Origin of the sequence: Paenibacillus sp. FSL R7-0340 (assembly GCF_038002205.1) — a bacterium.
GTDB classification, from domain to species: domain Bacteria; phylum Bacillota; class Bacilli; order Paenibacillales; family Paenibacillaceae; genus Paenibacillus; species Paenibacillus polymyxa_B.
Map to the genome: position 1 here is coordinate 138,002 of NZ_JBBOBY010000002.1, position 23,211 is coordinate 161,212.

The 23,211-nt window shown below is 44.2% G+C and carries 25 protein-coding genes; 17 read left to right on the forward strand and 8 right to left on the reverse strand.

Annotated features, from left to right (window positions below; translation table 11 throughout):
• Positions 1–47: 47 nt before the first annotated feature.
• From MKX59_RS23490 to MKX59_RS23500, 3 genes are all read left to right on the forward strand, one after another.
• Entirely contained in the window at positions 48–677 is a 630-nt protein-coding gene (locus MKX59_RS23490; protein WP_071559394.1) for a flavin reductase family protein, read from the forward strand.
• Between the two features lie 651 nt (positions 678–1,328).
• Positions 1,329–1,589, forward strand: a complete 261-nt coding sequence (locus MKX59_RS23495; protein WP_305953840.1) for a recombinase family protein — start codon at positions 1,329–1,331, stop codon at positions 1,587–1,589.
• Positions 1,590–2,044: 455 nt separating this feature from the next.
• Complete coding sequence (locus MKX59_RS23500; RefSeq protein WP_028541164.1) at positions 2,045–2,404, forward strand: hypothetical protein; 360 nt, start codon at positions 2,045–2,047, stop codon at positions 2,402–2,404.
• A 25-nt stretch (positions 2,405–2,429) separates the two neighbouring features.
• Here MKX59_RS23500 and MKX59_RS23505 read toward each other — a convergent pair whose 3' ends face one another.
• From MKX59_RS23505 to MKX59_RS23515, 3 genes are all read right to left on the reverse strand, one after another.
• On the reverse strand, positions 2,430–2,828 hold the full coding sequence (locus MKX59_RS23505) for a hypothetical protein (RefSeq protein ID WP_028541163.1): 399 nt from the start codon (positions 2,826–2,828) through the stop codon (positions 2,430–2,432).
• Between the two features lie 317 nt (positions 2,829–3,145).
• Positions 3,146–3,361, reverse strand: coding sequence for a helix-turn-helix domain-containing protein (locus tag MKX59_RS23510; protein ID WP_237448909.1), 216 nt, complete (start codon positions 3,359–3,361; stop codon positions 3,146–3,148).
• On the reverse strand, positions 3,313–3,645 hold the full coding sequence (locus MKX59_RS23515) for a hypothetical protein (protein ID WP_028541161.1): 333 nt from the start codon (positions 3,643–3,645) through the stop codon (positions 3,313–3,315). Before MKX59_RS23515 ends, MKX59_RS23510 begins: the two co-directional genes overlap by 49 nt.
• Positions 3,646–3,901: 256 nt before the next feature.
• Between MKX59_RS23515 and MKX59_RS23520 the strand changes: the two genes are divergently transcribed.
• Positions 3,902–4,267: a hypothetical protein gene (locus tag MKX59_RS23520; RefSeq protein WP_028541160.1), complete on the forward strand. Its 366-nt coding sequence runs from the start codon at positions 3,902–3,904 to the stop codon at positions 4,265–4,267.
• A 277-nt stretch (positions 4,268–4,544) separates the two neighbouring features.
• Positions 4,545–5,003, forward strand: coding sequence for a DUF5301 domain-containing protein (locus MKX59_RS23525; RefSeq protein ID WP_028541159.1), 459 nt, complete (start codon positions 4,545–4,547; stop codon positions 5,001–5,003).
• 66 nt (positions 5,004–5,069) lie between these two features.
• On the opposite strand, the gene MKX59_RS23530 is transcribed toward MKX59_RS23525, so the two are convergent.
• Positions 5,070–5,513: a hypothetical protein gene (locus tag MKX59_RS23530; RefSeq protein ID WP_049828373.1), complete on the reverse strand. Its 444-nt coding sequence runs from the start codon at positions 5,511–5,513 to the stop codon at positions 5,070–5,072.
• A gap of 907 nt (positions 5,514–6,420) precedes the next feature.
• The gene (locus MKX59_RS23535; protein ID WP_028541157.1) at positions 6,421–6,672 is read right to left on the reverse strand and encodes a hypothetical protein; all 252 of its coding nucleotides are present in this window, start codon (positions 6,670–6,672) and stop codon (positions 6,421–6,423) included.
• A gap of 201 nt (positions 6,673–6,873) precedes the next feature.
• On the opposite strand from MKX59_RS23535, the gene MKX59_RS23540 reads away from it, so the two are divergent.
• From MKX59_RS23540 to MKX59_RS23575, 8 genes are all read left to right on the forward strand, one after another.
• The gene (locus MKX59_RS23540; protein WP_013308539.1) at positions 6,874–8,166 is read left to right on the forward strand and encodes a homocysteine synthase; all 1,293 of its coding nucleotides are present in this window, start codon (positions 6,874–6,876) and stop codon (positions 8,164–8,166) included.
• A 190-nt stretch (positions 8,167–8,356) separates the two neighbouring features.
• Entirely contained in the window at positions 8,357–10,009 is a 1,653-nt protein-coding gene (locus tag MKX59_RS23545) for a CoA-disulfide reductase (protein ID WP_034094966.1), read from the forward strand.
• A gap of 137 nt (positions 10,010–10,146) precedes the next feature.
• On the forward strand, positions 10,147–10,476 hold the full coding sequence (locus tag MKX59_RS23550; protein WP_023986776.1) for a hypothetical protein: 330 nt from the start codon (positions 10,147–10,149) through the stop codon (positions 10,474–10,476).
• A 337-nt stretch (positions 10,477–10,813) separates the two neighbouring features.
• Positions 10,814–10,936 carry a hypothetical protein gene (locus tag MKX59_RS23555; RefSeq protein ID WP_023986778.1) on the forward strand — a complete coding sequence of 41 codons (123 nt, stop codon included), beginning with the start codon at positions 10,814–10,816 and terminating at the stop codon, positions 10,934–10,936.
• Between the two features lie 99 nt (positions 10,937–11,035).
• Positions 11,036–11,344: a hypothetical protein gene (locus MKX59_RS23560; protein WP_023986779.1), complete on the forward strand. Its 309-nt coding sequence runs from the start codon at positions 11,036–11,038 to the stop codon at positions 11,342–11,344.
• A gap of 785 nt (positions 11,345–12,129) precedes the next feature.
• Positions 12,130–13,632, forward strand: coding sequence for an HD-GYP domain-containing protein (locus MKX59_RS23565; RefSeq protein WP_028541155.1), 1,503 nt, complete (start codon positions 12,130–12,132; stop codon positions 13,630–13,632).
• A 172-nt stretch (positions 13,633–13,804) separates the two neighbouring features.
• A complete protein-coding gene (locus MKX59_RS23570) occupies positions 13,805–15,250 on the forward strand; it encodes an ATP-binding protein (RefSeq protein WP_028541154.1) in 1,446 nt (481 codons plus the stop codon).
• 46 nt (positions 15,251–15,296) lie between these two features.
• A complete protein-coding gene (locus MKX59_RS23575) occupies positions 15,297–16,016 on the forward strand; it encodes an NAD(P)H-binding protein (protein WP_028541153.1) in 720 nt (239 codons plus the stop codon).
• Between the two features lie 75 nt (positions 16,017–16,091).
• On the opposite strand, the gene MKX59_RS23580 is transcribed toward MKX59_RS23575, so the two are convergent.
• Positions 16,092–17,366 (reverse strand): DUF4179 domain-containing protein, encoded by a 1,275-nt coding sequence (locus tag MKX59_RS23580; RefSeq protein WP_028541152.1) that lies wholly within the window; start codon positions 17,364–17,366, stop codon positions 16,092–16,094.
• Entirely contained in the window at positions 17,363–17,890 is a 528-nt protein-coding gene (locus MKX59_RS23585; protein WP_028541151.1) for a sigma-70 family RNA polymerase sigma factor, read from the reverse strand. The genes MKX59_RS23580 and MKX59_RS23585 overlap by 4 nt, the downstream gene beginning before the upstream one ends.
• 261 nt (positions 17,891–18,151) lie before the next feature.
• On the opposite strand from MKX59_RS23585, the gene MKX59_RS23590 reads away from it, so the two are divergent.
• Together MKX59_RS23590 and MKX59_RS23595 are read left to right on the forward strand one after the other, a co-directional pair.
• The gene (locus MKX59_RS23590) at positions 18,152–18,532 is read left to right on the forward strand and encodes a RidA family protein (RefSeq protein ID WP_013308546.1); all 381 of its coding nucleotides are present in this window, start codon (positions 18,152–18,154) and stop codon (positions 18,530–18,532) included.
• Between the two features lie 124 nt (positions 18,533–18,656).
• A complete protein-coding gene (locus MKX59_RS23595) occupies positions 18,657–19,721 on the forward strand; it encodes an undecaprenyldiphospho-muramoylpentapeptide beta-N-acetylglucosaminyltransferase (RefSeq protein WP_023986783.1) in 1,065 nt (354 codons plus the stop codon).
• Positions 19,722–19,819: 98 nt separating this feature from the next.
• Here MKX59_RS23595 and MKX59_RS23600 read toward each other — a convergent pair whose 3' ends face one another.
• Positions 19,820–20,575: a tryptophan-rich sensory protein gene (locus MKX59_RS23600; protein WP_028541150.1), complete on the reverse strand. Its 756-nt coding sequence runs from the start codon at positions 20,573–20,575 to the stop codon at positions 19,820–19,822.
• A 244-nt stretch (positions 20,576–20,819) separates the two neighbouring features.
• Between MKX59_RS23600 and MKX59_RS23605 the strand changes: the two genes are divergently transcribed.
• Positions 20,820–21,770, forward strand: a complete 951-nt coding sequence (locus MKX59_RS23605; protein ID WP_023986785.1) for a bile acid:sodium symporter family protein — start codon at positions 20,820–20,822, stop codon at positions 21,768–21,770.
• Between the two features lie 242 nt (positions 21,771–22,012).
• Positions 22,013–23,137, forward strand: a complete 1,125-nt coding sequence (locus tag MKX59_RS23610) for an NADH-dependent flavin oxidoreductase (protein WP_340859047.1) — start codon at positions 22,013–22,015, stop codon at positions 23,135–23,137.
• Positions 23,138–23,211: the final 74 nt, after the last annotated feature.

The following is a 23,211-nucleotide window of genomic DNA, read 5'->3' on the forward strand; positions in this document are numbered from 1 at the left end:
TATATTTTATAATAGGGAGGCAGATCTGAATAGAAGGAGAAGAGATAATGAACCCAATAAATCAGATGAATGAGATGAATTATAGTCCAGACGTTAAAACGATTAATCCTAGCATTTTATATTACGGAACCCCTGTGATTTTACTCAATACGCTGAATGAGGATGGAACAACCAATATTAGCCCCATTTCCTCTTCGTGGGCATTAGGAGATTGTGTGGTATTAGGCATTGGAACAGGTGGCAAAGCATTAGAAAATATGGAGCGGCATTCCGAATGTGTAATCAACGTCCCGGGGCCTTCAATGTGGGAAAATGTAGAACGTTTAGCCCCTTATACAGGCAAGAATCCTGTTCCAGCGGAAAAGAAGGAACATGGATTTATGTACCATAAAGATAAGTATGAGATCAGCGGACTAACTTCGATTGAGTCGAATAGGGTCAAGCCCGCCCGAATCAGGGAGTGCCCTATTCAAATTGAAGCTAAGGTGAAGGATGTGAGAATCCCTAACCATTCTCCTTATTTTGCGATCGTCGAAACTCAAGCCATACAGGTGCATGTTCATCAGGATATCATCCTCGGTGAGAACCATATTGATCCGACAAAGTGGAGCCCACTCATCTATAATTTCCGTCATTATTTTGGTTTGGGGGAGCATTTAGGTAAAACATTCCGATAATGAGTGGGACAAGGTAACTGGTGGGGAATGACACGGCGAAGCTACCCGAAAGGGGGGGCTGCCGTGTCTCTTGATTTGTATCTGAAGCTTTTGGACGTTGTGCGGAAGCTGGTTGGTATTATTATTGGCATAAGTATGATAGTAAACGTCTATAAGCGAGCGTGAGACAGGAGAAAACCACCGGGAATAGGTATGGAGCATATTGGCGCGGTCAATCTTCCGCTGCTGCTTCAACTACTTTATCAAGCGTTTTTAAGGAGCCAAGCAAGGCGAATATGCGGAGTGGCTTGGCATGTCATAAGCCCGAATATCTCAGATAAAAAAATATTATAGTCATGGCCTGTATATAAAAAAGCCTAAGAAACAACTAAAGAAGCTCCAGCCTTCGCCATCGGTATGGAGCTTCTTTGATTTGTTCAGCCATTATTTCGCGTCCGAATGCAACGAACCGGCTACGCCCCATACTTCTACATTAACTTTGTTTGAACCGTGTATATCTTCCGGAAAATTTGTGAATGGATTCCTAAAAGCATGCTTTTAGGAACGGTTCTAAATCAGTCTACATCATGTTCCGAAATGTGTATAAATCACTATTGGAACGTTCCTATATTAATGGTGCACTTTTTTGGAACTGAAAGGACGATGCATCACATGGTAAAAATGGCTTATGCCCGGGTGTCGGCCAAAGACCGAAATCCAGAACGGCAGCTCCTAAAATTCCGGGAGTTGGGCATTGAGGAACGGTTTACTTTTATAGACAAGCAAAGTGGAAAATACTTTAACCGGATAAGATATAACGCCATGCGGCTGATGCTTCGGGAAGGGGATCTGTTATACCTGTATGCACTTGATCGACTTGGCCAAGATATAATGGCATTTTGTACGAGTGGAAATATATTACCCCTGAGCTGAAGGCCGACATTTTATGCATAAGAATGAGAGCTTATTTGATAGTCACCGTTTCAAGGCCCTGGGTGATATAGGCAAGCTACTGGAAGACCAGTTTCTTAGTATGCTGGCATGGGGAGCCGAACAGAGGACCGGAAAAAGAATCGTGTCAGGCAAGCAGAAGGGATTGCTGTTGCTAAAAAGGAAGGTGGGGAGTTTGGTACGGCCCAAGAAACAGATGGGTTCGATATTTACTCAGGTGTACGAAAAATGGAAAGCCAATGATTTTACTAGAGTCGCGGCCATGAATGAATTGGGCGTGTCGAAGAGAATCTTCTACCGATACGTAGCCGAGTATGAAATACAATTATTAAAACGGATAAAACCGATCTTGTGGTTACAAGTATATTTATTTTATGGAATCTTCATACACATACTGTATAATAATTGTAAAAGAAGTAAGGGGAGAAACTGAAACTATGCTAAAGAAACCCTATTATTCAATTGTCCTTATTTTGATTGCTTTCTTGGCCACCTTAACATTGCGTATTGTTTATCATCCATCTCATTTTATTTATGATTGGTTGATGGCTACTTACGCTATTCGTTTGATTGGTCGAGCTTTGTACGAAAAATACCAGGCTAATCAGAGAAGCAGGATTAAAAGTGATACAATTGTAGAAGTGATTATGATTATAATTTCATTCGGAGTTATCATATTTTTATTTCTGTCACAAGAAACATGGATGCATAAGCTGCTTTTTCTAATCGCAGAATTATATTTCCTCATTTACAGTAGTGTAACTTTTACTGAGATTATAAAAAAAGGGCGGAATTGATCCGCCCCTTTTTTATGTTTACTGCTTAGACTGCTTCATAGGAGACTGTCGTATAATAGGTGTAATAACCCATTGTCGGACCTTCATGCCATTCCATCCAAATGGTCGATACTACTTTGAATCGGGTGTACTGTCTAGGATTATCGACTAGATTTTGCAACAAACCTACAAAATTCTGTCTTTCAGTATAGGTGCTAATATCCTTAAGAAGGGCTGCCCCAGCTACAACAGTAGTAATTGCCCCCAGCCATGCTACAATCACAGGTGGGATTTTTGCTTTAAGGGCGTTAGAACAAAGTTTATAACCGAATGCACCAATTGCATATCCTAATGTCGAAGCGGATTTTCCAGTATATTGTTCGATCATTTCCTTTAATTGATCTTTTGAAAGATAGGTTGCGTGTTGAGAATGAATTTGTGCCATAATTTATTACCTCCCGAATTTTTATGAGAGAATTGATGGAGTCGCTGACATCTAAATGGCTCCACATTTTTTGACGTCAGTCTTCAATTCCCTCTCACTTATGTAGGTGATTTAAGGCTGTGAATTACAACCAAATCGTGAAAATTGCGAAGTCATGAATTTTTGTGATTCATGTTCTTTACTCGATTATCCCTACACTTATGTAGGAGTTAGGGACTGAAACTACACAACCTGAATATGAAATTTTTTCTGGATCAAGAAGACTAAATAAGCTGCTCACGGTAGGGCACCGGAAGCAGCTTATTGCCAAGGGCTCTTTATTTTTTCATGATAAACTCAAGAAGTTCGGTTTTCATACTCTGGATCGCATCCTCTTTTGGCATACGGATAAATTCACTTAATCGTTTAATATCTGGATCGAAGTATTGAAAAATTGCATTCATTGCCTCTACATCGGATTTGGTTTGGGCAAGTTCTACTAGTTTCATAAACTCATCATCTGACATAAATCGTGTAGCGCCTTCTTTTTCCATTTGTTCACCGCCTGTTGTGTAATATGGAGTTCCTTGGCAACTTGGGCTTCTGTTTTATCGTTTATGTAAATTTCATAGATGACTTTTTTACCTATCTCAGACCTTAATCTATTAATATACGATTGTATCATTATTTTGTTATCAGACTCTTCCGAAAAAGAGGATTGAAAGAGATTAGGCTTGAATTCTAAAGAAATTTCACGTTTACGATTGCGTTTTGTATGATATTGAATTCTCCAAGCAATTCTATATAACTCGCGTCGGTAATCTTCAATAGCACCCATAGAAAAATTTCCTCCCTTATGTTCATATACGTACATATAAGGTAGGAGTTCTCAAAATTAATATAACAACCAATTTATAGAATGAATTTTCTTTTTTAGCGAATATAATAAAATTTTGAATTATTTTGGAACTATTTGAAATTTCCTTTAAGAAGACGATATAGCGAAGCCAACTGCTACGTTTAGAGTTGTTAATTCGTATGGGGAGCTGAAGGAATCTATTTTTGCTTACGACTGGGAAAAGGAAGCAAAGTAGGTGCTCACGCTCACCATTGTGATTGAAGAAGCCATATGTGCTCTGACTACAATTGATGAAGTCGGTCATGCGAATTATGATTTAAAGAACGGTGAAGGTGCAGGCAACCCACAAGAAGCAGAGGAACAGAAGGAAATAGCCCGTAAGGAAATGCGCCTGATCCGAGCCTTTATACGTAAACACATTTATTGGTTCGGCGGTGGAGCGAAAAGACAATATACCTGGCTTTGGGCAAGCCCAAGAGCAGGGCGGCCAGAATTATTAATACTGGGCGAGAAAGGTGTGGACAATAGAAAATATTCTGCGGGAGTGTGCCGGATTTTATCCGGTCAAAATTACACCGAATTATTTAAACCTGATCCGTGAGCAGGCCATAAATCTAATGAAGTTTCGATGCTTATACGATTGGATTCTGTGTGTAAGTGATTTTATTCCAAGTATCCTGCTCACAGCGTTTTTTTATTATTTTTTTGAAAAACATTCTGGCGGCTTTACCGTCGATAGGACATATATGAAGACAAATTGCATACAAAGATGTTCGACAATCATCAGTTCTCTTTTTTACAAACACAACAATAGTGCCATGGAAATATTTTTATATTAATGGTACATTATGTATAATTCGATTTATAAGGAGGGCTTTATGAAAATACAAAAAAAGTATGCTCTAAGTATCATAATACTTTTCGTAGTAATCATCGTCGTGGGAGGCATTTTTGTATCTAAATCGACTATTTCTTTTAAAGAAGCAGCTTTAGAGCAAGTGAATCTGAAAGAAATTGATACCATTGAAATCATTAAATCAGAGGACAATTCTGCCAATGAAAAAAAGATAACTGTGTCAAATGCTAAAGAAATTCATCAAATCATAGAAGAACTTTCGAAAGTACAGCTAAAAAAATCTGATTCAAGCGCTCCTTCGTCCGGCTTGTATTGGATTACTATACGATCAAAACAAGAAAGAAGCGTTGGATTAACCATTTTTGGAGAAAAAAGTTTAGTGGTTTATAAATACAACACGCCCGTTCCTAAAAGTAATGTTGTTTCATATGAAATCATCAGTGGATATAATGGGAAGCTAATAGAAAACTTGTTCAAATAAATTTTGAAGAAACAAACGACCGCTTGTCTTAGCTAGGCAAGCGGTCGTTTGTTCTATAACTGACTATTACATAAGCATCCATCCACCGCTGGTGGAATGCACTCGTGTTACTACACCTTTACCAGTAATGAATCTGATCCCCTGTGTTTCATATTCAATAAATGGAAATTTGACATCAATCAAATCATATTTCCCTTGATTGTCCTCCAAAAAGTCTTGAAGATATCCCATCTCCCAGTAACCATTAATAACCATACTTTTGAGAGCATCTTTTTCATTAGGAACCATACCTAACAGGAGAGAGGCAATGCCTGCTGCCAAACTAGGTGCAGTGTACTTAAAAAATATAGCCCCTAGTATAGAAAGCGAAGAACTCAACCCAGCGGCCAAAGCATTAGTATTCTGCTCTACAAGGCCCTTATCATAAACAGTTCGTTGTGCTCTTTGCAGTTGTCTAACCTGGTCCAAATTCAAAACAACATTAGCAGTGTATTCTTTTGTAAATGCCATAATTAATTAGCTCCTTTTACTTAAAGTTTTTTTGTCTAATCAGACTAGAGAGCTGCGCGCTTTATTTGCTTCTCGTTATATAGGGAAAAAAAGGAGCCATTTTTACAACACATTAATACTTTTTATTTGGAGGTTTCTATTTTGGGCCGGGTGGACATCCAGAGAGTAGTAAGTTTCTTGATGTATACGTGGAGAATGGCCTTCTAGGGATCGTTTCAAAGAAAAGGCTTAAAGGATGCTTGAAAGGCCATCAGAGCTTTTGCGGCCTAATGGGGACGCTGGAATGGGTGTTAATATAGCCCGAAAGGCACCGCCCAATTGGTCTAAAATCCAAACTTACAAACAAAGAAAGCCCCTGCCAGCCGCAGGGGCTTTGTTTATTCGAGTCGTGAGGAAATGGCTTGACCGCCAATCCCTGGGGGAAGTTCTACGTGTTTCTTGAAACGGTTGGTTGGCTGATGTTCCGCTGGAGTCTTGCTTATCTCTGGGTTAGGGGGCAGAATAGCATTGGGATTATTGCCCCCTGTTGTATTCAAATAGTGGACTGCTGCGATTTAAGGAAACCAGCCTGGCTTCCAAATTTCTTCATAGCAGCTAAAATGTCTGCATGTTTGTCTGTGTTGAAAGTGACTTCTATTCTTACTTTATCGCCCATTTGTTTCACTCTGATCTAGCGGCTACCATAGCTTTTGCTTATTTGTAAAAACCGAGCACATTAGCGATTTCCGAATCCTCTACAAACCGGGCAAATTTGTAATGTGCTTTAACTTCCTTCTGACCGATTAGATTGGACCGGCCACCAGTAAATAGCACGGTATCATTTCTTAATGTTGTACTAATCGTATTCAGGATTTCTCTTGTATACTTTATAACAGCTCTTACCACAAAAATGGTAATAGGGAAAGTTTTATTTTTTATTAGGTTGTAAGAAGTATCTTTCCTTTGTGGAAACAATTACTTCGAGTATAGAAGTTTTCGCTTCTTCATAGTCACGTGCTAGTTCAGCCAGAGCAAAATCGGTAAGGAGTTTGAATTCTTGTCGTTTGTAACGATCTTCAAACCCAATTGTATTTATAATCCGGTCTTTGGCATGTACCAAATGAAGATCGGTGCCCCATGTATATGAAAATCCTTTATCTATTCCAGAAACAAAATTCATCAATATGTAGCTTATTGCCTGTAATTGCTGTTTGTTGGTAGAAAACTGATATTTTAATAAAATTATAATATCCTACCTGAATAATGAGAATTATCTTCCCAAATCGTTCTTTTTGTGCGAGAATGATTGAAAAATCATCCATGAGTACGCATACAGGAAGAGACGATTCATACAGCACGTATAACAAGGGAGGAAATAACCATGTCAGAAGAACGCAAGCTGTCATTCGAAACTCTCGCTGTCCATGCCGGACAACAAATTGATCCTACTACCTTTGCCCGCGCCGTTCCGTTGTATCAAACCACTTCATATGGATTTCGGGATGCGGAGCATGCGGCTGATTTATTCTCGCTGAAAGAATTCGGCAACATTTATACGCGTCTGATGAATCCGACCACGGATGTGTTCGAGCAACGGATCGCTGCGTTGGAAGGCGGGGCTGGCGCGTTGGCAACGGCTTCGGGAGCGGCGGCGATTTCCTTCTCCATCCTGAACATTGCAGGAGCCGGGGATGAAATTGTGTCGGCCTCCAGTCTGTATGGCGGTACATATAATCTATTTTCTACAACACTGCCGAAATTGGGCATTAAAGTACATTTTGTCGATTCGGATGATCCAGAGAACTTCCGTAATGCCATTACGGATAAGACGAAGGCATTATTTGCCGAAACGATTGGCAACCCACAGGGCAATGTGCTGGATGTGGAAGCTGTAGCGGCGATTGCGCACGAATATGGTATTCCGCTGATTGTGGATAACACGTTCCCAAGTCCTTACTTGTTGCGTCCTATTGAATACGGAGCGGACATTGTCGTGCATTCTGCAACGAAGTTTATTGGCGGACACGGTACGTCTATTGGTGGGGTGATCGTGGACAGCGGCAAGTTTGACTGGAAAGCGAGTGGTCGTTTCCCAGGACTGACTGAGCCGGACCCGAGCTACCACGGAGTTGTTTACACCGAGGCGGTGGGACCTATCGCATATATTATCAAGGCACGGGTCCAATTGCTGCGGGACTTGGGAGCTGCCATTTCTCCGTTTAATTCATGGCTGCTGCTTCAGGGCTTGGAGACACTTCATCTGCGGTTGGAAAGACATAGTCAAAATGCCTTGAAGGTAGCGCAATATCTCGAAGGCCACAAGGATGTGGAGTGGGTCAGCTACACCGGGTTGCCGAGCCATCCGTCCTATGAATTAGCTCAAAAGTATTTGCCGAAAGGACAAGGAGCAATCCTGACCTTTGGTATTAAAGGTGGAAGCCAGGCGGGAAGCAAGCTAATTGCGAATGTAAAGCTATTTTCTCATTTGGCGAATGTAGGTGATTCCAAGTCTTTGATTATTCACCCGGCAAGCACAACGCACCAGCAGTTGAATGTGGAAGAACAGGTTGCTGCAGGAGTCAAACCAGAGCTGTTACGCCTATCTGTCGGGACAGAAGCGATAGACGATATATTGTACGATCTGGAGCAGGCGATCGCGGCCAGCCAGCAGTAGTAGCAGTAGATCCTTCTTAGACTAAGTGTGACAGAGCATTCGTGTAGCATTCGCAAGTGATTTTTCGACCCAGATCAGTATTCGTTCAATGTTTATCAGGCGGGGGGCAACCTCCGTCTTTTTTGCGTATTGACAACATACCCCCATAGGTATATATTATACCCCGTAGGGTATATAAGGAGGGGAAGAAATGGGTAGGAAAATAGTTATTATTGGCGGGGTAGCAGGTGGAGCTTCTGCTGCTGCGAGATTACGTAGATGGAATGAGGAAGACGAGATTATTTTGTTTGAACGCGGAGAGCATGTTTCTTTTGCAAACTGTGGCCTTCCTTACTATATTGGCGGGGCAATCCATGCGCGGGAGAAGCTGTTTCTTCAGACACCTCAAGGGATAAGAGACCGCTTTAATATAGATGTACGGGTACTGAAAGAAGTGATACAAATAGACCGCGAGCAGAAGCTCGTCCATTTCCGCGATATGATTACAGGGGAAACAGATGAGCAGCCGTACGATATTGTGGTATTGTCGCCGGGAGCCAAACCGATGATACCGGACATTCCTGGATTACATGAAGCTATGAATTTATTTACATTAAGAAATATTCATGACACGGACGTTATTAAGGCATATGTAGATGAAAGGCATCCAAAGCACGTCACGGTGATCGGGGCCGGATTTATTGGGCTGGAGATGGCCGAGAATTTGCGGGAGCGTGGACTTGCAGTAACCATTATTGATATGGGGCAACAATTATTGAATCCACTGGACCCTGAAATGGCAAAATGGGTAGAACAGCATATGAGGCTGAACGGGGTGGAGGTGCGTTTAGAGGAAGGAGTCACAGCTTTTGAAGAGCAGGGTACACAACTTCGATTGACCTCCGGGGGTGTGCTTCAGACGGACATGGTTATTCTGGCGATCGGTGTTGTTCCTGAAAATGAGTTGGCCAAGCAAAGCGGATTGGAACTTGGTTTTCGCGGCGCTATTCAGGTGAACGCCCAACTGCAAACCAGCGATCCGGCCATTTATGCGGTGGGGGATGCCATTCAGGTCAAAGACCGCAATCATGGGTTTGCAACGATGGTATCGCTAGCCTGGGGAGCCAATCGTCAGGGGCGTTTGGTAGCGGATCATATTAACGGTCAAGCAATTTCTTATGATGGGGCGCTTGGAACATCCGTAATTAAGACCTTTGCATTGACTTCAGCTTCTACAGGTAATAATGAAAAAACATTACAGCGGCTGGGCGTTCCTTATCAGGCTGTTCATATTCATCCTGGTTCACATGCCGGCTATTACCCTGGCGCATCACCCATTGCTATGAAGCTGCTCTTTAATCCCGAAAACGGGATGATCTATGGGGCGCAGGCTGTTGGAGCTGATGGAGCAGACAAAAGGATTGATGTCATTGCGACGGCTATTCGTGGCCATTTGAACGTCCGTGAACTGGCTGATATTGAACTTGCTTATGCACCTCCTTATTCTTCAGCAAAAGACCCTGTGAATATGGCGGGTTACGTGGCTTCGAATATCATGGATGGGCTGGTCCAAACGATACAGTGGCATGAAGTTGATGATTTTCACCGCAATGGTGGTCTTATTATTGATGTTAGGGATGCGGTGGAGCTACAGGCAGGGGCCATTCCAGGTTCGATTCATATTCCTCTGGCCGAAATTAGAGAGCGGATGGCAGAAATCCCTAGTGATCTAGAGATCGCGGTATCCTGCCAAGTCGGTCTGCGAGGCTATATTGCTGCCCGAATTTTGACTCAATACGGTTATCGGGTGAGGAACGTTGATGGTGGCTATAAGACGTATTCGGTTATGGCTGAACGTGAGTGAACATTTCCTTTCATGTCTTTGGTGTAGGATCGCTACTGTACATTATTTACGTTATCCGCAGGGTTTACCCCTTTTCTGATCAAATTATGGCTTGGTTCACTGTGTGACGTCTGTTACAATAGAAGAGGCATATACGAATGGATAGAAAAGAGGTTGAGCAGGTGGGCACTTCAGTGATTTGGGAAGCAGTTATATATTGGGTGATCTTGGTGATTTCCGCTCTGTGCGTGATCGCAGTATCTGGTACTCGGAAGACAGCAAGCACGATTATTTTAGCGCCCGTTGTTTTGTTCTGTACCATATTTATGATGCAGGGATCAGTGTTTACTGCCATGAATCACCCGACGATGGGGTCTAATGTCGGTTTGGGTATGGCATTTCTGACAACATGGGTGGTCAGCGGAATATTGTTTGCTGTAGCGCTTGTAATTGCTTTTATTAAATATAACAAGAAGAACAAGGCGTAAATTAGCCTTAACCTCAGATGGATAAAGGCTTTCGGTGATGTACCGAAAGCCCTTTTTGTATTCCTTTTTAACCATGCAGGATGTCTGCTTATCTGCGTCTTCTCATAAGCAACACAACGATCAGCACGACGATGATCACGATCAATAGGAATTTCATATTCGATAACCTCCTTGGTCTGTCTCATATTTGGTATTAACCACTTTTAGTTAGTATGCACCGATGGATCTCAAGCAAGTATCTATTGTCGAGTTTTTGGGGAAATTTAGAATGTGGGACTAAAAAGAGGTTTACAGGCTTAGCTGGAAAGTGTATACATAAAGTAAGGAGGCGATTGCCATGAGTGATCGTGCATTTCATTTGTTCTATATTATTTTCTTAACGGTTCTGGCACTTGGAAGTGTGGGTGGAATCGCTTGGTGGCTGCGCTCTGTCGGTCGTCAGGAGAAGGAAAAAAACTAAATTCAACATGGGCATACAAGCCCGAATGCATCTTCCAGTAGGAGGGTGCATTTTTATATGTTATAATGGGAACATATGTTCTTTGTAGGGGGGAAGACGATGTTGCCAGATTTGGAACGAAAGCTGTTACGTATTTTGTATAATTATTTCGCCCAGCATCGCCACATGCCCACAATGGCGGAATTGACCGTAAAAACGGGCAAGCGAGATGCTGAAATTACAGTCGCCTTGCGACATATGGAACAGGAGCGCTACATCACTTGGGAAAACAATTCGGGTACCCAGCATGTTGTTTTACTGGAAGGGTGGGAGCGTCCCTCGACCCAAAGGCGCACCCAAGCGGAAACAAGACGTTCCACTACGCAAACGATGCCGCCCGATGGTACAGAATACTGGACGAATTATTAGAAGGTATATAAAACTGGAAAATTAATGAGTTTTTAAGGTGCATATCATTTAGTTTTAAGAAAGCGAGACTATAATGACCCTATTAACCCCTTTTTGATCAAGCTATAGGCCCTGCCGATGTATCGGCAGGGCCACTTTTTTGTTCATAGATACGCTTTCCGTATATGAAAAATCCCCCGGGGATCATCCGGAGGATGGTGCAGTTTGCATATACTGCACGGCCTGCTCAAACTTCATCGTTTGATGGCAAAATATATATTCAACCCCTGCTACCTTGCATTATATGGTCAGCATGTTCATAAGGGGCAGTGTGATTCCACTGTTCATTTTCCAAACGACAAAAGCCCTACCTCTCTTTCGTCCTTGCGGCTCCGATGACCGCGCCAGTGTGAATGTGAAAATCTTCGGCAAAAGCTCAAAATTCTACATTAGGGTTATACATAAAATTAGGAGAAGCTCCATACGGTGATTAGGAGTAATAGCTTGTTGCGTGGAATCTTATGGGGTTAATACATACTTCAATAGTATAGCAAGAATGATTGTAAAACACAAGTCATTTTTGGCTTTTTGATTATAGACTGGAAAAAATGTTGGCTAAAATGCTCTTCCCTCGAGAGTTTCTTAGTTAAGAATAAGATGATTTCCCATCTATAAATTGCAGTTTAAAAGCCATCCTCGTATTTATGTAAAATGCTCGAGCAAGAAGGTAAACTTTTGATGGTTGGACTCCGATATTGAATACACAAGATATTTTAGAGTGTACGGATGAAAAGAGGGGTAGCAATTTGCCGACCTATAAGCGCTTTATTCAGCATGTTATCCTGAACTATATTATAGGTTCGTTTATCGCTGTATTGTTGGTAGGTATGATTTTTGTATTTTCCACGTTAAATGTAGCCCACTATGAAATTCTGGGTCTTGTTAAAATTATTGCATTTTCCAGCGTCATTATGATTGCTTGTGAAACCATAGTGTTTCGAATGCATTTGAGACCGGTTCATCGCTTTTTTTACGGCAATCAGGAAACACTCAAGGATGTAGAAGCGGTGTATATCCGGGTTCATCATCTGCCTAATTTGTCAGTTTTACGTATTGTTGGACCGCATTTGTTGGGTTTCTCTATCCCGGCAGCCGTCATTGCCTTATGGATGATACATACTGGACAACTTACCTTTCCCTTGTATTATGTAGGAATCGCCTGTATAGGAGCTTGTCTGGTTGCTTCGATGCACGCACTGGTTGAATTTTTCCTGACAATGAGAGCAATCAAGCCGCTGCTGGAGGAAATCCGTGATCGAACCTATCAGCAATTTGGATTAAACCTGTCCCTGCGAGGACGAGTCCTACTATCGCTTCGGCATAAATTTCAGTTAAGCGCGACGCTCATTGGTGCTTTTCCTCTGTTTTTATTTTGTTTAGCTACACAGATTCGCCTGGAACGTTTGGAGGCGACGGATTCGAGTTCCTATTGGGCATGGGCGGGTACGATTTTAATTTTTGGTGTAGCCTTTGCTTATCTCGGAGGAAGGTTGTTGACCCGTGAGATCGAACAGCCGATCCACCACCTGCTGGAAAAAATGAATGCAGTGAGGGAAGGCCGCCTGAACAGTAATGCCAGCGACTTGTACTCCGACGAATTTGCCGAGCTGGTTGAAGGCTTTAACATGATGATCGAGGGCCTGAAGGAACGGGAAGAAAAGAACGGTCAGCTATTGGACAGTTACTTCGCCACCTTGGCGGCAGCGCTGGATGCGCGAGATGCCTATACCGCAGGACATTCTTTGCGTGTGGCTGAATACTCCGTACTCATTGGGCGCAAGGGCGGTTTGAATGAGACAGACCTCGACTTGCTGCGCAAAACAGCTTTGCTGCATGATATCGGTAAAATCGGCGTGGCTGACGCTGTTCTGCTCAAGGACGGCAAGCTGACGGACGAGGAGTTTGATCAGATTAAAATGCACCCGGTTATGGGAGAGAGCATTCTCCGGCAAGTTGAACCAGCTTATGCTATGGCCCCTTATTTGCCCGGCGTGCGATCGCACCATGAACGTTATGATGGCAAGGGATACCCTGACCAGCTCGCTGGGGAAGATATCCCCTTATTTGGGCGAATCATTGCTGTAGCGGATGCTTATGATGCGATGACGTCTGATCGTCCCTATCGGCAAGGTATGAAGGAAGAGAAGGCGGTTATGATATTGGAAGAGGGAAAGGGAACCCAATGGGACCCTTATTTTGCCGAATTATTTGTCAAAGAGTGGCGCCGGAACAAAGGCATCACAAGCTGACTCTGTATATATCAGCACAACAGGGCGAGCCATTGAGGTTCGCTTTTTTATATAGGAATGTAAGCATCTTTTATGTCGAAAGATGGGGCTTCATGTTATGATGTACAAGAAAGGCAAACACGGTTAACATAGGCCTGGCATCCAATTTTTTGCGCTATGGGAGTGTGAGTCCATGCAATTTTCAATGATGTTTTTAATGAATTTAGGGATGCTGATTGCCGTTGCCTATGTGGCGAACGTGATTTATAAATATGGTTTGAGTCGTACCTCTTCGCGGTTCAAATATGTCAGCTCGGTGCTGCTAGTGATATTTGGCGGATGGGTCAGCTCTTGTTTTGGTTTTAACTTTAGTGAAACGGTTATTTTTGATTTGCGTTTTGTACCGCTGATTATCGCGGCATTGGTGTATCCCCGCTCCTATACGCTTATTATTATTGGGGTCGCAATCGGACTAACGAGATTTACCTTCGGTCTGCATATGGCGGCGTGGGTCGGCTTTTTGAATATGAGCATTCTGGGCGTCCTGTGCGCCGGATTGAACTACTGGATGCGCCGTTCCACCTGGCGTTTGATTATTAAGGCATCGGTGACCATTTTAGCGGTTAATATCGTAAATACGTTAAATATTGCCTGTCTGGGCGTCATTCCCTGGCGCTATTATGTAGCGGAGGTTGTCCCTCTTACACTGCCAATCGGCATCGTCCTCAGTTTCTTATTTGCTCTGATTTTAAGGGACTTTCAGATGGAACAACAGCGGAATCATCAGATTAAGCAGGCGAATGAGTTGTTATCAGAGCAGCGAGATGAGTTGCAGAAGGCAAAGGTCATTCTAGAGGAACGTGCCAAGCAACTGATGATGGCTTCCCAATATAAATCGGATTTTATGGCAACGATGTCGCATGAGTTACGTACACCTCTTAACAGCATCATTAATCTGGCGCAGATTATCAACGAGCAGGGAAAAGAACTGGATGAGGACGAGTTATACCAATACAGCGATCTCATCTATGCCTCGGGGCATGATTTGCTCCAAATGATTAACGACATTTTGGACTTGTCCAAGGTCGAGGCTGGGCACATGGAAATCGTAAGTGAGCCAGTCAATGTGCGTGAGATTGCGCAGGTGATGATGATGCATTTTGAAGTCACTGCGAAGGATAAAAACCTGGAATTCAGCTTAAAGGAGCATGAGCCTATACCGAATGAAATTCGGTCCGATTCTAAACGTGTACAGCAAATTTTGCGTAATTTATTGTCCAATGCCTTTAAGTTCACTCATGAAGGACGTGTATTGCTAGAAATGAGTACACAGCATCTGGATCGAAAGGGACAGGAGGGAGATTGGGTTGTATTTGCTGTAAAAGATACGGGCATCGGTATTTCCAAGCTTCAGCAACACGTTATTTTTGAGGCATTCCAGCAGGCGAACGGTTCCATTAATCGTAAATATGGAGGAACCGGGTTGGGATTGTCCATCAGCCGTGATTTTTCCCGCTTGTTGGGCGGGTTTATCCGTTTAGAAAGTGAGGAGGGTAAGGGAAGTACGTTTTCCTTGTACCTACCCATGTGTCCGTCCGTAAGCAAGGAGGCGGACGAACAACCCTTTAAATTAACCTAATCGCTATTGTAGGAGCAGGAGCGTTATGGCACAAAGGAGGTCTATCATGGAACGTAAAGCGGTCGTTGTGGGTGCAACAGGGCTCGTCGGGGGTTATGTTGTACGAGAGCTGCTGGTGCAAAAGGAATACAACCGCGTCATGGTTATGGGCAGACGTCCGTTGGACATCAAGCATCCCAAGCTGGAGCAGGCGCTCATCGATTGGGAACAGCCACAGAAAGCGGCGTTCGCCTTCGAAGGGGTGGATGATGTTTTTTGCTGCCTTGGGACAACAATGAAAAAAGCTGGCACCAAGGAGCAGTTTCGTCAGGTGGATCTGGACTATCCGGTGCTGGCTGCCCAGTTGGGCAAAGAGGCTGGTGCTGTACAGATGCTAGCTATCTCAGCGATGGGGGCCGATCCAGATTCACGCGTGTTTTATAACCGCACCAAGGGTGAGGCTGAAGAGGCGCTTGCCGCTATCGGGCTGCCTGCGCTGCATTTGTTCCGTCCGTCGCTGATTTTGGGCGCGAGACCTGAACGACGTTTGGGCGAAGCCGCTGCAGCTGTTGTCATGAAAGCGCTGGACGGTCTGATGACGGGCAAGCTCGCTTCCTACCGCGCTATCCCGGCCTCGGTCATCGCACGAGCCATGGTACGAATTGCTCTTGCGCAGGCGAGCGGCGTACATATTTATCCGAACGACATCATTCGGGTCATTGGTGCAGAGCTAACATCCGAAGATGAGGAACCTGTTACAGGAACGGCTCCTGATGAGAACGTGTAAAACCACGGCAGGATTAAAATGACAATAACGCCGCTGCTGCCCAATGATTCGGACAACAGCGGCGTTATTTGTGTTTTATTGGTGGTTTGTTTTTTGCGGCACATCTATCGTAATCTCTAATTCATCAATGTAATGGCGTGTCCAGTTGCCATTAGCATCGAGTAGGGCACTGCCTCTTGGTTGTGTTGGCAATATATAAGGCTTGAAAATGATCTTCTGGGGAGTATCTACAAAAGGAGTAAACAGGGTGATCATTTTGCTGTCACGTTCTTTGGTAAGGGGAACTCCAGAGCCGCTCAGGAGCTGGAGTTCTCTTCCCTGCTCGTCGAATATAGCATACTCAAGCATATCCAATTCCTTTTTGGTGTACTGGATCGTGTGGCCGTTTTTGATGTACTTGTATTCTCGCTCCACGGTATAATCATCCGGCATATGTGCAATATCGGTCAGCATTTTGAACGACGTTGTGATCTTGGTCGTGATGGGTGTAATTTCTACCTTTTCTGCCGTAAATGCAAGATACGGATTAGACTTGCTCATTTGCAGCTGAAGTATCTTGTTATTTATTTTAGTTTTGTGAACCGTGGTTTGTATGCGAAACGGCTCGGCTATACCTTTTAACTTTGCATATACCTCTAGCTCAAACTGATCCGATAAGGCGGGTTTACCACTGGCAGGGTCACGCATATACGCAATCAGCATAGAATTACTGTCTTTGCCTGGGCGGCCATACATGAAATTAAAGGCGCCATTATTGCTATTGACCGATGTCCCATTGATGAACAGGTCCACTTTCTCCAGAATGTCCTCCTCGGGCTGTCCTTGCGTTTGGATGGCCGGATATAGGGTTTGATGTTGTGAATCTCCGCCGCTCTTTTCCAACGCCACGACCAAGCGTGTCCCGTCAAATATGATTTGTGGTACCTTTAATGTAATACCGCTATGGGTAACACTGAGATTCGAGGAAGTTGCGAACCCTTTCTGATCAGCGGTTTGCAGCCCGAGATCCCCAGCAAGCTTGAACACGCTGTCTACAAGGGGAACCTGTTTCAGTGATTCTGCCATTGTAGGCGAAACAAAGGCGCTACCAATGATCATAATGCCAATGGCAGCCGCAGAAGCAGCGACAATTGCGGTTCCCCGAAGAAATCTTTTGACTGGTCCATGTAAGGAAGAGGAAGGAGACTTGGATAACGGCTCCACATCCGATTCCATTTGTGTGTAAAATACATCTAAGCGTTCTCTTACCAAATCGGGAATCATTACCGTGTCTGCTTCCAAGTTTTCTTTTTCTGATTGTAATTTCTGGTCCAGCTCTTTATTCTGTTTCTCAAACTCTGAAGGGCTCATTGAAAGGTCACCTTCCTTTCTCCGCGATTTTGTAGCAGGTCCATTAATGTTCTGCGAGCACGGTGTAATCGTGTTTTGACGGCCCCCTCTGATACATCCAGTACCTCTGATATTTCTCTGATCGGCATATCCCGCAAATAGTGCAGGGAAATCACAGTTCGCATGGACTCCTCCAAGTGGTCGATGGCCTCGCGCAGTTCGATTTTTTCATATCCGCCCGAAATGGAGGGTTCCTTTATAAATTCCGCCACGGGTACGATCCGTTTTTGCTTGCGGATAATGAGATGGCACTCATTAATGAGGATGCGAAGCAGCCATGTTTTAAAATAGCGAGGTTCACGCAGCTCACCCAGAGACTGGTATGCCTTGAGCATCGCCTCTTGCATCGCGTCCGCGCAATCTTCATTGCTGCGAAGAATGGAACGCGCCATGCCATACATATCGGATTCCATATGTTTCATCAAGGCGACGAATGCCTTGCGGTCCCCCTGCCTTGCTTGGTGTAAGTTTGTTTCGAGATTCAAAGGATGGTGCTCCTTTCCCGTCTATACTGGCTATGATCATTGTACCTGTATCTGGATTTGTGGAATTTATTTTGTAGCAGGTTATAGGAGTTAGATGATACATAGGCGCTAAAGGTTACAGCGGATATAAAAAATATAGCACCGTCGCAAGGGATGGCTTAAAAGAAGCCCAGTGCGTTAATCCGTCGCACGGAATAGTGGCTTTGGACTTCACATGCTATAATACGGTGAACCAGTATCAGGAAGGAGAATCCAACCCATATGAAAAAAACAATTGCTACTGAAAAAGCACCCGGTGCTATCGGCCCTTATAGCCAAGCGGTAGAGGCAGGCGGGTTTATTTACACCTCGGGACAGCTTGGACTGAATCCGGCAACAGGTGAGTTCGGTAAGGATGTACAGGAGCAGGCACGCCTGTCCTTGAGCAACGTACAAGCCATTCTGGAAGCGGCAGGCAGCAACATGAACCAGGTTGTGAAAGCGACTGTATTCCTGAAGGACATGAACGATTTTGTCAGCGTCAATGAGGTGTACAGTTCTTTCTTTGAACAACCCTATCCAGCACGCAGTGCGGTGGAGGTAGCTCGTCTGCCTAAGGATGCACTGGTGGAGATTGAAGTCATTGCATTGAAGGGCGAATAGTCTGAAAGGTCCGTTCATAAAATAAAAAGTTTGTATGGCAACCGGGTGTCCCTATTAAATAGAGGCACCCGGTTGCTCAAATTTAATGTGTTTTGTTTTTTTTGAATACAGAGTGGAGGTGGAGATGATTAAAAAAATAATTTTCACTGGTGGAGGCTCTTCAGGACATGTAGCAGTAAACCTAGCTTTGATTCCTCACTTACTGGAACAACATTGGAGTGTCCAATACATAGGCTCTGAACAAGGGATTGAAAGAAAATTGATTTCTGGACTGGAAGATGTGCGTTATTTTAGTATCTCAACTGGGAAATTGCGCAGATATTTTGATTGGAATAATTTTAAGGACCCTTTTAAAGTGCTGAAGGGGATTTCTCAAGCGTACCGGATTATAAGAAAAGAAAAACCGGATATTATTTTTTCAAAAGGCGGGTTTGTTTCGGTTCCTGTGGTATTGGCTGGGTGGTTGAATAAAGTCCCTGTAATCATTCATGAATCAGATATTACCCCTGGATTAGCTAATAAGATTTCCAGCATATTTGCTACAGAAATTTGTACTACCTTTCCTGAAACCACTCAGTACTTTCGCTCTAAGCATACCCGGTATGTAGGTGCTATTGTGAGAGATGAACTAAAAGATGGGGAGGCAGCCAAAGGTTTGACCTATTGCGGATTTACTCGAAATAAGCCGATCATTCTGATCATGGGTGGGAGTTTAGGTTCCAAGAAGATCAATGAGATGGTCTGGATGAATTTAGAGGCTTTGCTCGTTCATTTTCAAATCGTCCATATTTGTGGTAAAGACCAAGTGAATCATTCCATTCATATGCATGGCTACAAGCAGTTTGAATACATAAACGATGAACTGGCGGATGTTATGGCGATGGCAGATATGGTTGTTTCTAGGGCGGGTTCAAATTCCATTTTTGAATTCTTAACGCTGCGGAAGCCTATGCTATTGATCCCTCTTTCAAAGGCAGTCAGCCGGGGAGATCAAATTCTAAATGCCAAATCATTTAAAGCGCAAGGCTTTTGTGAGTTTTTAGAAGAAGAAGAGTTGGAATCTGAACGATTTGTTGACATGATTCTTGGTTTGTATGAAAAAAGGTCGGATTATATTATCAATATGAAGAAAATGAATGCAGATCACTCGACAAGCAAGCTTATAGATTTGATTAAAGTCTATACCTAATCACATGGTTAAAATGAATAAACAAAGCAAGCGAGCTTGGGCTAGATGATTCAGACCCAAGCTCGCTTGTTCTGGCTAGGAGATCATATTCGTTTTCTTTAATCCCGTTCTCGATTACGGGCAAAGAATAGCCATAGCGCGTACACCAGAATGATTGCCGCCAAGATCAATGAAGCCAGCCGTACATTTTCATTGTTCGGATGCTCGACGGCGATGGCGACATAGGCCCATACAAATACGAGAGGATAAATGCTGTCGCGATAAGGGAAGCTGACCATGATGGCCAATACGGTGCCGATGAGCAGGATAATGATCGCCCATGTCGTATCGCTGAGTCCCCAGCCACTCCATTCATTCTTTTCCAGTGCCACTGCAATATTGATAATAGTAGCAACAGATACCCAACCGAGGTTCAGGCTGAACGGTAGCTTGACGAACCACATTTCTCCGCGGGTTGGCTGCGGCGTGCGGGTACGTACATACACGACGCTCAAGGAAAGCAAGTATAGAATAATGACGATGACGCACAGCTCTACGTATACATACTGCCAGAGGAAAATCCAGATGATATTGAAGAGACAGCTTAGAATAAAAAAAATACCGATGGACTGAACGCTTGTCTTGGCTTGCCCTGTAGGTGTAGCTTGGTACACGACAAAGCAGGCGAGCAGTACGTAGATGACCGACCAGATGGAAAAAGCGTAACCCGCTGGGGTGATCAAGGTTGGGTACATGTTGGATACAGCAGCAGTGCTTCTGCCACCGATAGGAAGTGTAGAAGCCAGAACGTTAACGAGAACGACAGCGATAAATGCAATAATATTCCACCATTTATACGGATGGCTTCGTGACATAGGGATATCTCCTCCACAACGAATGATGATCCAAAAATGACCGACTGGTCACAAGCTTCTATTATGAATATACCCACTTTGCTTTCGAATATGTCCTAACCGGAAAAAGTTTCTTGATCCCGGTAAAATCATAAAAAGTTGTATGTATATGCAGTCATATGTAGTACAATGGTGAAAATTTTAAGCACTATATAAGCTGAATTTCCTCAAATTCAAATTATATAGAAGTAAGGAGATAAGTAGAATGAATGGCTTGGAGAAAGTAGGGAAATTTGTAGGAGGAACCTTTTCCATCTGGGTACTTTTATTTGCATGCTTGGGATTTTTCTTTCCTGCGGCGTTTACAGGGTTGAAAGGATACATACAGTTATTTTTGGGCATTGTCATGTTCGGGATGGGGCTGACTTTATCTGCGGCTGACTTTCGTGAAGTATTCCGGCGCCCAGTGGATGTGGCTATTGGTGTGGTCGGGCATTATCTGATTATGCCGTTTCTGGCCTTTGGATTGGCATTAGTATTGCAGCTGCCACCGGATATTGCGGTAGGTGTCATTTTGGTAGGCTGTTGTCCGAGTGGAACTGCCTCCAACGTAATGACGCTCTTATCCAAAGGCGATGTGGCGTTGGGCGTGTCGATTGCTTCGGTGTCGACGCTGATTGCTCCACTAGCTACCCCGGCCATGATTAACCTGCTTGCTGGACGTTGGATGAATATTGATGCGAAGTCGCTGATCATGGATATTCTCATCGTGGTTATTGTCCCCATAGTGCTGGGTGTTATCGTCAAATCGCTATTTCGCAAACAGGCAGAAGCCAGTGTCCAGGCGCTGCCGCTCATATCAACACTGGTGATTATGCTCATCGTGGCTATTGTGATTGCAGGCAGCAAAGGCAAGATTTTGGAGACAGGTCCGATTATTTTTGGTGTGGTTATTTTGCATAACGGTATCGGGTTCCTGCTCGGATATTGGTTTGCCAAGCTATTCGGTATGAATCTTTCCAAGCGTAAAGCTGTTACTCTGGAAACGGGAATGCAGAATTCCGGACTGGGCGCTGCGCTGGCAGCAGCTCATTTTAATCCGATTGCTGCTGTACCGAGTGCGATTTTTAGCGTGTGGCATAATATTTCCGGCTCGTTGCTCGCGACCTGGTTTTCCCGCCGGGAGGAGAAGAACAGCACATCCGGGAACCATTAAGCTTTGTCAGTGGCTTGTGACAAGTGGCTGCTTTTTCGAACAGTTTGGGGAAGGTCAGAAAGGATAGATTTGACTTTATAGTTGCGGATCATTATACTGTGGTTGTTACAACCACTGTATTTAAGTAAGCAACAGTAGTTTGAGTTCGTTATGGAAGGAAAACTGCATCCAATTCATATTCGGCTTCATGCTTAACAGCCTTATATTATCTGATCTGATTTAAACTGAAGGAGAGAGAACGAATGAACCCAAAATATAATTCTCTATTTGAAGCTTTTACCCTTCCATCCGGTGTTACGTTGAAGAACCGTATTACCATGGCACCTATGACTAACTTTGCTTCCCACGAAAATGGTGAAGTCAGTGACGAGGAACTGGCATACTACCGTGAACGCTCCGGTGGTGTGGGCGCGGTTATTACCGCTTGTGTGTATGTAACTCCAGATGGCAAAGGATTTGTTAATGAGTTCGGTGCGGACAAGGATGAAATGATTCCTAGCCTGCGCCGTCTGGCAGATACGATTCATCAGGAGGGCGCGAAAGCGATCCTGCAAATTTATCATGGTGGCCGCCTGTGTCCACCGGATCAAATTCCAGATGGACAGCCGATCAGTGCAAGCGCAGTAGCCGAGGAAAAAGAAGGCGCGCCTGTGCCGCGTGAAATGACATCCGACGATATCCACCGCGTCATTCGTGCCTATGGCGAAGCGACTCGCCGCGCGATTGAAGCAGGCTATGATGGTGTGGAGCTTCACGGAGCGAACGGTTACCTGGTGCAGCAGTTCTTCTCCCCGCATTCCAACATTCGTACTGATGAATGGGGAGGAAGTCTTGAGAAACGCTTGGCCTTTCCGCTGGCGATTGTTCACGAAGTGAAGAAAGTGATCGCAGAGCATGCGAAGCGTCCATTCATTTTCGGCTACCGCTTGTCTCCTGAGGAAGGACACACACCAGGCATTACGCTGGAGGATACGATGGTGCTTGTAGACCGTCTGGCGGATCAAGGGCTGGATTACCTGCACATTTCCGTAAATCATTTCTTCGGTGGTTCATTCCGTGACCGCAGTGACGAACGGTCACGTACCGTTCTCATCCATGAGAAGGTAGGTAACCGTGTGCCGATTATGGGAGTTGGGTCGCTGAATACACCGGACGAGGCGCTTGCAGCACTGGAGACAGGTGTACCGCTTGTATCGCTGGGACGTCCGCTTTTGATGGAGCCGCAATGGGTTCAGAAGGTGCAAAACGGCACAGAAGATACCATTCGCACGACATTATCCAAGCAAGCCCAGCAGGAGCTAGTCATTCCTGACTACTTGTGGGGTGCGTTGACGACCCTTCCAGGCTGGATGCCTGTTACGGACTAAATTTTGAATGATGGAGATACCCTAGGCTGCTCTCATGCACCTGGGGTATTTTCCTGTCTCGTGACCGTGAACAC